The organism is Mesorhizobium carmichaelinearum, from assembly GCF_900199455.1.
In the GTDB taxonomy this organism is placed as follows: domain Bacteria; phylum Pseudomonadota; class Alphaproteobacteria; order Rhizobiales; family Rhizobiaceae; genus Mesorhizobium; species Mesorhizobium carmichaelinearum.
The window spans coordinates 510,171-522,695 of sequence record NZ_FZQR01000003.1 but is presented as its reverse complement, the minus strand read 5'-3'; the positions used below and the strand labels follow the sequence as shown (position 1 = coordinate 522,695).

Annotated in this window: 12 protein-coding genes; 4 read left to right on the top strand and 8 right to left on the bottom strand. The window is 63.4% G+C overall.

The window, feature by feature from the left end; translation table 11 throughout:
• Nucleotides 1–54 precede the first annotated feature (54 nt).
• Nucleotides 55–402: a GFA family protein gene (locus CKW40_RS09185; protein ID WP_095199596.1), complete on the bottom strand. Its 348-nt coding sequence runs from the start codon at nucleotides 400–402 to the stop codon at nucleotides 55–57.
• Nucleotides 403–577: 175 nt separating this feature from the next.
• Here CKW40_RS09185 and CKW40_RS09180 point away from each other — a divergent pair, with 175 nt between their 5' ends.
• Entirely contained in the window at nucleotides 578–1,873 is a 1,296-nt protein-coding gene (locus CKW40_RS09180) for an amidase (RefSeq protein ID WP_095199595.1), read from the top strand.
• Between the two features lie 18 nt (nucleotides 1,874–1,891).
• On the opposite strand, the gene CKW40_RS09175 is transcribed toward CKW40_RS09180, so the two are convergent.
• The 5 genes from CKW40_RS09175 to CKW40_RS09155 are packed head-to-tail and all read right to left on the bottom strand — an operon-like array spanning nucleotide 1,892 to nucleotide 6,157.
• A complete protein-coding gene (locus CKW40_RS09175; protein WP_095199594.1) occupies nucleotides 1,892–2,281 on the bottom strand; it encodes a hypothetical protein in 390 nt (129 codons plus the stop codon).
• A gap of 41 nt (nucleotides 2,282–2,322) precedes the next feature.
• On the bottom strand, nucleotides 2,323–3,315 hold the full coding sequence (locus tag CKW40_RS09170) for a hydroxyacid dehydrogenase (RefSeq protein WP_439330972.1): 993 nt from the start codon (nucleotides 3,313–3,315) through the stop codon (nucleotides 2,323–2,325).
• A 2-nt stretch (nucleotides 3,316–3,317) separates the two neighbouring features.
• Complete coding sequence (locus CKW40_RS09165; protein ID WP_095199593.1) at nucleotides 3,318–4,037, bottom strand: FadR/GntR family transcriptional regulator; 720 nt, start codon at nucleotides 4,035–4,037, stop codon at nucleotides 3,318–3,320.
• Between the two features lie 2 nt (nucleotides 4,038–4,039).
• A complete protein-coding gene (locus tag CKW40_RS09160) occupies nucleotides 4,040–5,209 on the bottom strand; it encodes a mandelate racemase/muconate lactonizing enzyme family protein (protein ID WP_095199592.1) in 1,170 nt (389 codons plus the stop codon).
• Between the two features lie 60 nt (nucleotides 5,210–5,269).
• A complete protein-coding gene (locus tag CKW40_RS09155; RefSeq protein WP_095199591.1) occupies nucleotides 5,270–6,157 on the bottom strand; it encodes a sugar phosphate isomerase/epimerase family protein in 888 nt (295 codons plus the stop codon).
• Nucleotides 6,158–6,557: 400 nt separating this feature from the next.
• Between CKW40_RS09155 and CKW40_RS09150 the strand changes: the two genes are divergently transcribed.
• The 3 genes from CKW40_RS09150 (at nucleotide 6,558) to CKW40_RS09140 (ending at nucleotide 9,874) form a co-directional block, all read left to right on the top strand.
• On the top strand, nucleotides 6,558–7,613 hold the full coding sequence (locus CKW40_RS09150) for a sugar phosphate isomerase/epimerase family protein (RefSeq protein WP_095199747.1): 1,056 nt from the start codon (nucleotides 6,558–6,560) through the stop codon (nucleotides 7,611–7,613).
• A gap of 148 nt (nucleotides 7,614–7,761) precedes the next feature.
• A complete protein-coding gene (locus CKW40_RS09145) occupies nucleotides 7,762–8,949 on the top strand; it encodes a Gfo/Idh/MocA family protein (RefSeq protein WP_019861283.1) in 1,188 nt (395 codons plus the stop codon).
• 43 nt (nucleotides 8,950–8,992) lie between these two features.
• Nucleotides 8,993–9,874 carry a sugar phosphate isomerase/epimerase family protein gene (locus tag CKW40_RS09140; protein ID WP_095199590.1) on the top strand — a complete coding sequence of 294 codons (882 nt, stop codon included), beginning with the start codon at nucleotides 8,993–8,995 and terminating at the stop codon, nucleotides 9,872–9,874.
• A 236-nt stretch (nucleotides 9,875–10,110) separates the two neighbouring features.
• Here the strand turns inward: CKW40_RS09140 and phnE (CKW40_RS09130) are convergent, their stop codons facing one another.
• Complete coding sequence (gene phnE, locus CKW40_RS09130; protein ID WP_095199746.1) at nucleotides 10,111–11,478, bottom strand: phosphonate ABC transporter, permease protein PhnE; 1,368 nt, start codon at nucleotides 11,476–11,478, stop codon at nucleotides 10,111–10,113.
• 65 nt (nucleotides 11,479–11,543) lie between these two features.
• Nucleotides 11,544–12,515 carry a phosphonate ABC transporter, permease protein PhnE gene (gene phnE, locus CKW40_RS09125; RefSeq protein ID WP_095199589.1) on the bottom strand — a complete coding sequence of 324 codons (972 nt, stop codon included), beginning with the start codon at nucleotides 12,513–12,515 and terminating at the stop codon, nucleotides 11,544–11,546.
• Nucleotides 12,516–12,525 lie beyond the last annotated feature (10 nt).

The following is a 12,525-nucleotide window of genomic DNA, read 5'->3' as shown; positions in this document are numbered from 1 at the left end:
TGTGACGGCGGCGACGAACGCATCGCAGCCAGATGCGGCGGCATGCCGTTGGCTTTAGACCGCGCGCCCGTCGAAATCGAAGATCGACAAGGTGGACGGGTCGATGTCGGCAACGCAGTTGAGGTTGACATAGGCGCTGCGTTCACTGCCTTCACGGACGTCCTCGGCGAAAGGATGGATGCCGCAGGTGCGGCAGAAGCGGTGCGCCATGGCGTGGTTGCCGAATGTATAGGTGCCCAGATCATCGCCCCAGGCGAGGACCGTCAGGCTCTCATGCGGGATGGCGCATAACAGCGCGCCCTTGCGCGAGCAGATCGAACAATTGCACCGCACGGCGCCCGTCAGTTCCGCCTTGAACTGGAAGGCGACCTTGCCACAGTGGCAGCTGCCTTTGTACAGCATCAGTATCTTCCTATCGCTGGCAGGTGCAAAGGCACGCTGGCCGGGCTATCCCTTCCGCAAGCCCAACTGGCTGCGTTAAGTCATTGTTTTTTCGCAATTCCGGACGGAAAACCGCTACACACTTTTCCTGGAATTGCTTTAAAGACGTTCCATCCTGGCGGAGTCCGACATCGACATGCAATCCATCCGCGACCGTCTCGAAATCATCCTGTCACGTCTTGCCAATCGTGCGGCTGACGAAAAGGTCTATACGAAGCTCTATACCGAAGCGGCGCGTGCCGCGGCTGACGCCAGCGACGCCCGCGGCCGAGCCGGCGTGACGCTCGGGCCGCTCGACGGCGCCATCGTTTCGATCAAGGATCTGTTCGATGTCGCCGGCGAGGCGACCACGGCCGGCTCGCTGATGCGAAAGACCGCCACGCCCGCAGTGCGCGATGCCGCCATCGTCAGCCGGCTGCGGCAGGCCGGTGCGGTCATTATCGGCAAGACCAACATGACCGAATTCGCCTTCACCGCGATCGGCGACAACATGCATTACGGCACGCCCGGCAATGCCGCCGATGCCAGCCGCATTCCGGGCGGTTCGTCCTCAGGTGCAGGAGTGTCTGTGGGTGAGGGGACGAGCGAAGCCTCGATCGGATCCGACACCGGCGGGTCGATCCGCATTCCGGCGGCGCTCAACGGTGTCGTTGGCTTCAAGCCGACGGCGCGGCGCGTGCCGCTCTCTGGCGCTTTTCCGCTGTCGGGCACACTGGACTCTATCGGGCCGCTTGCCCGAACCGTCGCGCAATGTGCCGCCGCAGACGCGGTGATGGCCGGCGAGGTGCCGAGCGAGTTGGCGGCCATATCGCTCGCCAGGCTTCGTGTCGGTGTGCCGCGTGACGTTCTCTTCGAGGATACGGAAGACAAGGTCGCCGAGGCCTTCGAGCGTTGTCTTGGCCAGATCGAGCAGGCTGGCGCACGCATTGCGGATCTGTCCATCGATGACATGATCGCGGAGCTGCGCGCGGCCACCAAGCGTGGCTCGATCGCCGCGATGGAAGGAGCCGAGATTCATGCCGACTGGCTGGCGACGGGTGCAGCGGTGCCAGTCGATCCGCATGTCAGCGGGCCGCTGTCGCGGGCGGCGATGCTGCCGGCGCCGGTCTATATCAGGGCCCTGCGCCGCCGCACCGCTCTGGCAGCCGCCATGGATGAGCGGTTGACATCGGTCGATGTGCTGGCTCTGCCAACCACGCCGGCGACGGCGCCGACCATCTCTTCCCTGGCCGAGGATGACGAACTGCGCGACCACGTCGAAGGCCTGCTGCTGCGCAACACGCAGGTCGCCAACCAGTTCGACCTCTGCGCGATCTCGTTACCGATGCCCGGCATGGCGCTGCCGGCCGGACTGATGTTGGTCGCGCGCAACGGCCATGACCGGCATCTGCTGCGGATTGCTGCTGAAGTGGAGAGGCTGCTGGGCGGCTGATCGGCAAATGCCGGATAGTCAGTGCGCCGAACAGTGCTTGCGTTCGCTGTCCTTGGCGGTGCGCACGATGCGGGTCGCGACCAGCCAGGGCAGGCTGTAATCCTTGCCGGTGATGGTCTGGGCGCGTTGCTCGATCGAGCCTCTGACGACGATCTCGCCGCTGTAAAGCACGCCGGACTGATCCACTATCGCCTTGTCGGCCTGCGGCAAGCCGCTGGTGTCGATCGACACGCCTTTGATGATCGCGCCGGTGGCAAGGTCGAGCGCGCTGTTCGACGGGCAGGGCGCCTTGAAGCAGCGCAATCCGTTGTCGCAATAGACGTAACTGCTCTCGGCCGCGGCGAATGCCGGCATGGTGCAGATGGATGAGGCTGCGGCAACCAGCAATGCAAGGCGAAGACTGGACATGGCAGCACCGTCGCGGAGAATTGGGGCGAAACCGCGATCCGCTATATGTCGGGCGGAAACCGCTGTCGGTAGTGATCGACCACTTCCGGATTGCGCAGATTGACCGGCAGCTTGCCCGCCAGCACCAGCAAGGCTTCGCGGGCCGCGCCGACGCCCATGCGCATCATCGATTCCTCGGTAATGCCCGCCATATGCGGGGTGATGATGACGTTGTCGAAGCCGAAATAGGGATGATTTGACGGCAGCGGCTGCGTCGAAAACACGTCGAGTGCTGCACCGCCGATGCGGCCCTCCCGCAAGGCCTCGATCAGCGCGTCGTCATCGACCACCGGCCCGCGCGACACGTTGATCAAAAGCGCAGTGGGTTTCATGCGGGCGATGCGCTCGCGGCTGATCAGGCCGCGCGTCTCCGGCGTCAGCGGACAGCAGAGCACGATGATATCGCTCTGCTCGACCAGCGCGTCGATCGACAGGAAGCCGACTTTTTCGGGCGCCGGCTGCATGCTGCGCGTCGTTGCCACCACCTTCAGGTCGAAACCGTGCGCCGCGATATGGCCGACGGCCTGGCCGACGGCGCCGAGGCCGACAATGCCGATCGTCTTGCCGGCGAGTTCGATGTTGGCGTTGGCATGCTCGCGTCCGGCGAGCCAGCCTTTGGCGCGCAGGTCGCGGTCGACTCTGCGGAATTGCCGCAGCAGCGCAAGTGCGGTGAACATGACATGTTCGGCCACCGAGCGCGCATTGACCGCCGGTACGTTGGCCACCAGCACGCCGGCGGCGGCCGCCGCTTCCATCGGGATCATGTCGAGCCCGGCGCCATGGCGGATGGCAGCACGCAGCTTCCAGGCGCCCTCGAACAGCGCCGGCGGCAGCGGCGCACGCACGATGACGATGTCGGCGTCCTTGGCTTCCCTGGTCAAGGTGGCGGGATCGAGCGCCGATGCGATCACAAGCTGGCCGGCACCGGCAAGCCTGGCCGAAGCACGCGGGTGCAGCGGATGGGTCGACAGGATCTTCGGCACGGTCTGGGCCACGATCAGGCCTTTTCGAGTACGGCGCTCGCGGGCGCAACCGCCTTGCCGCCCTCGATCAGGCCCTTCCAGTAGCTCTCCGCGCCTTGCAGATGGGCGCTCATCAGCGCCTGGGCGAGATTGCCGTCGCGGCGCAGCAGCGCCTCGTAGATCTGCACATGCTCGGCATGCGAGCGCACGCTGCGTTCAGGATCGTTGAAGTAGATCGGCAGGCGCTGTTCGCCCATCAGATAGTAGACGCTGCAGATGTTGTGGAAGACGCTGTTCTTGGTGGCGCGCACGATCTCCAGGTGGAACTCGCGGTCCTCCTTGGCCAGGCCTTCGCCGGCGGCGATGCGTTCCTCGGAAGCTTTGAGGATTTCGCGCAGCCGCTCGAAATTCTCCTCGGTGGCGCGCGAGCAGGCAAGCTCGGCGGCCTTGATCTCGTGGATCTTGCGCAATTCGACCGTCTCGTAAATCTGCAAGGGATCGAGCGGCAGGCCGGCACGCGCGAACAGCGCCAGCGCCTCGACGCTCGCCTGCTTGGTGTCGATGTAGATGCCGGACTTGGCGCGGCGCTCGACGATGCGCATGGCTTCCAGGATGGCCAGCGCCTCGCGGATCTGGCCGCGGCTGACGCCAAAATGCTCCGCCAGCTCACGCTCCGACGGGGTGCGGCCGGTCTCGCTGTCCGAGTGGGAGAACAGATAGGCGGCGAGTTCCGCGAGAAGGTTCTTTTCTTTCATCGTCAATTGCGTTGCGCGTGCGCCTCCAGGAATCGCTCCGAAACGGTGAACCCCAATCCGGGCTTTTCCGGGATCGCTATCATACCGTCCGTTGCTTCGACAGTCTCTTCGATCAGATCGTGGATCATCGGGTTGGCGCCGAGCGAATATTCGACGGTGAAGCTCGATGGCGAGGCGGCGCAGACATGCAAGCCAGCGAAGAAGCAGGGCGCGCCGGCCCACAGATGCGGCGCGAAGCGCAGATTGAAGGCGCTGGCGATGGTGCCGATCTTCATCGCCTCGCTGATGCCGCCGCAGAAGGCGGGGTCGGGCTGGAAGATGTCGGCCGCCTTGAGCACGGCGAGGTCGCGGAAGGCGTAGCGCGTCGCCTCGCTTTCGCCGGTGGCGATCGGCACGGCGCCGGAGGCACGCACTTCCGCCATGCCCGGCTTGTCGTCGGCGATCACGGGTTCCTCGAACCAGGCGAGATCGAGGTCGCTGACGAGATGGATGAAGCGTTTGGCTTCGGCAACCGTATAGGTGCCGTGGGCGTCGACCATCAGCTCGACATCGGGGCCGAGCGCCTGGCGCGCTGCACGGACACGGGCAGCGGAAATGTGTGCGGCGCCATCCATGGCGCCGACCCGCATCTTCAGCGCCTTGAAGCCGCCCCGGGCGATGTAGGATTTCAACTGTTCGCCGATAGCATCTGCCGAGGCCCAGCCGCCCGAGGCATAGGCCTGCATGCGGTCGACCTTGCGGCCGCCGAGCAGCCGCCAGACCGGCTGGCCGAGCGACTTGCCGAGGATATCCCACAGCGCGATGTCGATGGCGCTGATGGCGGCGATGCTCATGCCGCGCCGCGCCAGTTGCGGCATGGCGTGGCCGGCGCGCGCGGCGCTGTCATGGCGCACGCCATTGTAGAGCATCTCCCAGATGATGCCGATATCGGCCGGATCGCGGCCGATCAGCTGCGGCCCGACCTCATGGTTCAGCATATGGACAAGGGCGCCGTAGCTGCCGGCGCTGCCGGCGGCGTTCTTGCCTTCGCCCCAGCCGACCAGCCCGTCATCGGTTTCGATGCGCAGGATGGCGGCGTCGAAGGTCGTCACCTGGCCGAAGTCGCTGCGGTGCTGCCGCGCGGCTTCGATCGGGATGCGGACCCACCAGGCTTGGACGGTCTTGATGCGCATGTCTTTCCCCAGCCCTGCCGCCTGTCAGGGCGAAAGGGCAAATTCCCAGGAAGCGGTCGACTACTTGATCAGCGGCAGCAGCGTTTCGGCCGTGATGCGCATCTGGTCGGTGTAGAATTTTTCGGTGAGCACGCTGGAGCCGTGGTCCTGGATGAACTTCAGCTGCTCAGGCGAGATATCGACCGGGTGGCGCTCGACCATTTCGGGATAGGGCGCTGCCGGCGTGCGGTCTACCGGGGCGACGAACTCGTTGGTCAGCGCGCCGTCGTAGCCGACTTCCTTCAAGGTGGCGACGATCCTGGGCCAGTCGATCTGGCCGAGGCCGGCGGCGAAGCGGTTGTTGTCGGCGACATGGAAGTCGAACAGGCGCTTGCCGACCTGACGGATGGCGTCATGGACGTTAAATTCTTCCATATGAATGTGGTAGGCGTCGAGGCAGACGCCGCATTCGGGGCTGACCGCGTCTGCCAGCGCCAGGGCCTGAGCGCCGCGATTGAACAGATAGGTCTCGAAGCGGTTGAGCGGCTCGACGGCGATCTTGACGCCGACCTTCTTGGCATGGGTGAAGCATTCGCGGGTCGCATCGACCACCCACTTCCATTCCTCTTCCTCGGTACCATCCGGCACCACCTTGCCGACGGTCGCCGGAACCAGGGTGATAATCTCGCCATCAAGTTCGCTGACCATAGTCAGCACGTCCTTGACATACTGCACCGAGCGCTCGCGCTGTCCCTGGTTCTTGGCGGCAAGGTTGCGTTCGCCCAGCATCAAGGTCACCGCGCCCCAGCAGCGAATGCCATGCTCCTTCAAGAGCGACCGCGTCTCCTTGGTCTTGTACTGCTCGGGCTCGCCGGAAATCTCGATCGACTCATAGCCAAATTTCTTGATGCGCTTCAGCGTCACCTCCAACGGCTCCGCGCGCATCCAGTTGTGCGTCGAAAGATGCATGGTCTGTCCTTCCCAAATTCGTCCGTATGGTTTGCCTGCGACATGCATCGCCAAAAGGCGACGCAGGGTTCCTCCCCAAGGCATCCCCAGCCTTTTTTCGCAAACTGGTTCGACCAATTGGGCCTGAAGCGAGGTCTACAGCAAATTGCCTGGAACGGCAAGAAGTGCGGCGGCGCAACTTTTTGTGCGAATTATTCCATTGATTGTATTGCGATATATGCCGATATTTCTGACGTGCCGAGGGCTTTGAGGATGTATTGCGAGGCTTGACCAAATTCCGCTATTTGGTAATACCAGAATGGCAGTGCCTGCAAAGCGCCCGATGCGAAAAGACCAAAATGGCTGGCCCTGCTTCCAATCGGCGCTATGCTTGGTCGCGACACAATGAGGGAGGATGCCGATGCCGACGACAATGAAGGGCCCTGGACTGTTTCTGGCGCAGTTCGCGGGTGACGCAGCGCCATTCAATTCGCTGGCCTCGATCACCAAATGGGCCGCCGGTCTCGGTTATAAAGGCGTGCAGATCCCGACCTGGGACGCGCGGCTGTTCGATCTCAAGAAAGCAGCCTCTTCCAAGGCTTATTGCGACGAGGTGAAGGGCATCTGTGCCGATGCCGGCGTCGAGATCACGGAATTGTCGACGCATCTGCAGGGGCAGTTGGTGGCGGTGCACCCTGCCTATGACGCCCAGATGGATGGTTTCGCGCCGGCCTCGGTCCACAACAATCCGAAGGCGCGGCAGAAATGGGCGGTCGAGCAGATGAAGTTCGGCGCCAAGGCATCGCGCAATCTCGGGTTGAATGCTTCGGTGTCGTTCACCGGCTCGCTGGCTTTTCCTTACCTCTATCCCTTCCCGCAGCGGCCGGCCGGACTGATCGAGGAGGCCTTTGGCGAACTCGGCAAGCGCTGGAAGCCGATCCTCGATGTCTATGAGGACAATGGCGTCGATGTCGGCTACGAAATTCACCCCTCTGAGGACGTTTTCGACGGCGCGACCTTCGAGATGTTCCTTGATGCAGTCGGCGGCCACAAGCGCTGCAACATCAACTACGACCCGTCGCACTTCCTACTGCAGCAGCTCGATTATCTCGAATTCATCGACATCTATCACGAGCGCATCAAGGCGTTCCACGTCAAGGACGCCGAGTTCAACCCGACCGGGCGGCAAGGCGTTTATTCCGGCTATCAGAGCTGGACCAACCGTGCCGGCCGCTTCCGTTCGCTCGGCGACGGGCAGGTGGATTTCGGTGGCATCTTCTCCAAGCTGACGCAGTACAATTACGATTCCTGGGCGGTGCTGGAATGGGAGTGCTGCCTGAAGCATCCCGAAGACGGCGCGGCCGAAGGGGCGCCTTTCATCCAGCATCACATTATCCGCGTGACGGAAAGGGCATTCGACGATTTTGCCAGCGGCACCACCGACAAGAAGCTGCTGCGCGCGATGATGGGTATCTAGCGCTACTTTCCCTCCCTCTTGAGGGGAGGGTGGCCCGAAGGGCCGGGTGGGGTCGGTTCAGGCCGAGTTCTGCCCTCTACGACCCCACCCGATCCGCTGCGCGGATCGACCTCCCCTCAAGGGGGAGGTAACAGCCAGGAGAAAAAACATGGTCGGCGCATCGAAGTCGGAAACGGGAGGCGGCCCGATCCGCTACGGCATGGTCGGCGGCGGGCAAGGCGCCTTCATCGGGGCGGTGCACCGGATCGCGGCACGCTTGGACAATGAGTTCGTGCTGGTGGCCGGTGCGCTGTCGGCGAATCCCGAGCGTGCCAAGGCGTCGGCCGCCGAACTCGGGCTCGATCCGGACCGCAGCTACGCCTCCTATGCCGAGATGGCCAAGGCCGAGGCCAAGCGCCCTGACGGCATCGAGGCGGTGGCGATCGTCACGCCGAACAATGTGCACGTACCGGCAGCCAAGGCTTTTCTCGAGGCCGGCATCCACGTGATCTGCGACAAGCCGCTGGCGACGACGCTGGCCGAGGCGAAGAAGCTCGCGGCGATCGTCGAGAAGACCGGCAAGGTGTTCGTGCTCACCCACAACTACACCGCCTATCCAATGGTGCGGCAGGCACGCGAAATGGTGGCCAAGGGCGTGCTTGGCGACATCCGCATCGTGCAGTCGGAATATCCGCAGGACTGGCTGACCGAGGACCTCGCCGCCACCGGCCAGAAGCAGGCCTCGTGGCGTGGCGATCCCAAGCAGGCGGGTGCTGGCGGCGCGCTGGGCGACATCGGCACCCATGCCTACAACCTTGCCCGTTTCGTCTCCGGGCTGGAACTGGATTCGCTGTCGGCCGATCTCGACGCCTTCGTGCCGGGGCGGCTGCTCGACGACAATGTCAACGTCATGCTGCGCTTCAAGCCCACCGGCAAGACGCATCCGGCCAAGGGCATGATCTGGGCCAGCCAGGTGGCGCCCGGCCATGAGAACGGGCTGAAGCTGCGCATCTATGGCTCGAAGGGCGGGCTGGAATGGGTGCAGGCCGATCCGAACTACCTCTGGTACACGCCATTTGGTCAGCCGAAGCAGCTGATCACCCGCAACGGCGCCGGCGCGCTGCCGGTGGCGGGCCGGGTCAGCCGCGTGCCGTCGGGCCATCCCGAGGGCTATCTCGAAGGTTTCGCCAACATCTACCAGGAAGCCGCGCGGGCGATCCGGGCAGCGCGCAAGAAGGGTGGCAAGCCGGCAAAGGATGTCGTCTTCCCGACCATCCAGGATGGCGTCGAAGGCATGGCCTTCATCGAAGCCTGCGTGAAATCGTCGAAGAAGAATGGAGCGTGGACGAAGCTCTAAAACAAAAATGATCCGGGGGGATCAAACGGGGGGAGGGCTGTCGATGAAAATCGGCATGTGCATGTTTTTGTGGACGACGGCGGTGTCGAAGAAGCATGAGCCGCTGCTGCGCGACATCAAGGCGACGGGCTTCGACGGTGTCGAGATACCGATTTTCGCCGGCACGCCGGACGACTATAAAAGGCTCGGTGACCTGCTCGATCGCATCGGGCTGGAGCGGACCGCGGTCTCGGCGATGGGCGATCCCTCGATGAACCTGATCTCGCCGGATGCCGCGACCCGCAAGGCCGGTGTCGCCTACATGAAATGGGCTGTCGATTGCGCCGATGCGCTTGGCGCCAGGACGCTCAGCGGACCGCTGCACTCGACGCTCGGCGCCTTCTCCGGCAGCGGGCCGACACCCGCCGAGAAGAACCGTTCCGTCGCGTCGCAGCGCGCCATCGGCGACCATGCCGGCAAGCGGAACGTGACCATCGGGCTGGAGGCGCTGAACCGCTTCGAATGTTATCTTCTCAACACGATGGCGGATCTGTCGGAACACATCGATGCTATCGGCCGTCCGCACATCAAGGCGATGTACGACACTTTTCATGCCAATATCGAGGAGGCCGACCCGATCGGCGCCTACACAAAGCACCGCAGGAATGTCGTGCACATCCACATATCGGAGAACGATCGCGGCGTGCCGGGGCGCGGCAACATTCCCTGGAAAGAGACGTTCGCGGCGATCCGCAAGAGCGGCTACGACGAGTGGTTGACGATCGAGTCGTTTGGACGTTCGCTGAAGGATTTAGCGGCGGCAACGAAGGTGTGGCGGGATTTCGCGGAGACGCCGGAAGCGGTTTATCGCGAGGGGTACAAGCATATCAGGAATGGGTGGAAGAAGGCGGCTAGGTGCCCTGGTCGCGCCTCCCAACAAGCCTAGTGATGCTGAAGGAAAGCTACGTCGGCGATCCTTCGCGCCCCCCTCTGTCCTGCCGGACATCTCCCCCACAAGGGGGGAGATTGGCAGCTTTGGCGCTCCGCTTAATCCTGCAACGGGGACAATTGGCGAAGGCCACGATGAAGGCCGATCTCCCCCCTTGTGGGGGAGATGTCCGGCAGGACAGAGGGGGGCGCTGTCCCGCTGGCCTTTCGCCTAATTGTGCATCACAGGACGAGCTATCCCTGCTCGGCCTGGATCCTGTTGTAGTCGTGGATGGTCCGGCTCAGCCGGCGGCGCAGGAAGTTGGAGATGTTGTCGAAGATGAAGACGACCAGCAGGATCAGCAGCACCATGTAGAAGACGTTGGCCCAGTTGGAGTTGGTGCGCATCGCTTCCCACAATTTCAGGCCGATGCCGCCGGCGCCGACGGCGCCGATGATGGTGGCGCCGCGGGTGTTGGATTCCCACTGGTAGAGCGTCTGGCTGATGAAGACCGGGATGACTTCCGGCATCACGCCGTAGCGCTGCACCAGAAGGCCGTTGGCGCCGGTCGACAGCACACCTTCACGCGGCTTGTCGTCGATGTTTTCGAGGGCCTCGGAATAGGTTTTGCCGAGCGTGCCGATCTCGGTGAAGAAGATCGCGGCACTGCCGGCCAACGGACCGGGGCCGAAGGCGCGGGTGAAGAACAGCGCCCAGATCAGCATGTCGACCGAGCGCATGAAGTCGAAGAAGCGCTTCAGCACCTGGCTGAGCACGCCGCTCGGCGTGATGTTGCGGGCGGCGAAGAAGGCAAGCGGGAAGGCGACGATGCCGCCGAGCAGCGTGCCCAGAAACGCCATGACGATGGTCTGCAAAAGCTTCGTCCAGACGTCGCCGTGCTGCCACTGGGCGTTGTTGCAGATGTTGTCGCCGGCCAGGGCGAGGTTCGAGGTGCCCGGCTTCAGTTCGGGACCGGACACGATCAGCGAGACCACTTCTCCGGCCGATTTGCCGAAGAAGGGTGAGCGTGTGTCGAAGACGAAATTCGCCCAGCCGAGGAAGCGCTTGCGCACCTTGACGCGGTCGACGGTGACGCGCACCTCGCCGACGAAGCCCATCTTGGCGACCACTTCGTCGTCATGCGCGGTGATCCAGTCCGGCACCGGCCCCGTGATGACAGGCTTGCCGTTGCTCAGCGCAACCGGCACCGTCTCGCCGTTGGCCACGATCGTCGCCTGCGCCTTGTCGAAGGTGACGGATTTTGCCGGGCCGTCGATCAGCACGGTGAAGGTGCCGTCCGGATTCTTGATCACCCAGTCGGGGTTCGGGTTTTCGCCAAGTGCGGAAAAGCGCGGGTATTTGGGCGTGATCTCCGGCTGGTCGAGGCGGAACTCAGGCTGCAAATCGTAGCTGATCCATTGTGTCAGGAACAGCGGCAGACGTTCCCAGTGCGATTCCCGCAGCACCTGCGGCAGGCTGAAGAACCACAGGACATAGATGAGGTAAGTCAGGATGCCGACGAACAGGAAGAGCGGCGCGAAGCGCTTGTACAGCGGCCGCCGGAATACTTGCGGATAGCGCTCCTCGATCGACAGCATCTCCTCGGCGGTCACGGTCGCCATGGTTTGTCTTTCCATTTGACCATGATCTCGTCCGAAAACCGGCTCCCACTTTTCGGGATCATGGTCTAAGCCCCCATCATAAAGGCTTGTTCGCCGACCAGCTTGCGGCGCAGCCAGGCGGAAAACTGGTCGATGATGAAGATGGTCGTGAACAGAAGCAGCACCAGCGCCAGCGTCTTGGCGCCGAAGCCGCGCGAGATGGACAGCTTCAATTCCTCGCCGATGCCGCCGCCGCCGACGGCGCCGATGATGGTCGAGATGCGGACATTGATCTCGACGCGCAGCAACGTATAGGACATGAAATTGGGCAGCACCTGCGGCAGGCCGGCAAAGCGAACCCGCTCGAACCAGTTGGCGCCGACCGCGCGCAGGCCTTCCTCGGCACGCATGTCGATGTTTTCGTTGATCTCGTAGAACAGCTTGCCGAGCGCGCCGATCGAATGCAGGCCGATGGCGATGATGGCGGCGATCGGGCCGATCGAGACGATGGCCGCGAACAGGCCGGCAATGACGATCTCCGGAAAGGCGCGCAGCAGCTCCATGAAGCGCTTGACGATCAGCCGCAGCAGCGGATGGGGCGTCAGGTTGCGCGCCGCGATGAAGGAAAAGGGCACGGCGAAGATGAAGCCGATGAAGGTCGATACCAGGGCGACATTGACCGTGGTGATCATCAGCTCGAAATATTCGGGGATGTAGAACCCGCCCCAGACATAGATACGGCCGAGCGGGAAGTTGAATTCCTGCGTGCCGGTGTCATGCGGCGAGGCAACGTCGAACAGCGCCCGCCAGACATCGTTCCAGTCCTTGGGGATGAGCCAGCTCAGGAAATCGAGAATATGCGGCAGCCGGTCGAAGAAGTGGCCGGCATTGGCCTCGTCGGCGAACCACATGCTGGCGAACATCGCGGCGAGCAGCAGGCCGACGCCGAGCACCGTATAGAACCGGCGCAGCGACGTCTGGCGTCGCCAGGCATCGGCCATCTGGTGGGTGGCGCCAGAAGGGGTTGTCAAAGAAGGGGCTGTCACGGAAAGGGTCATGATCGGAGAT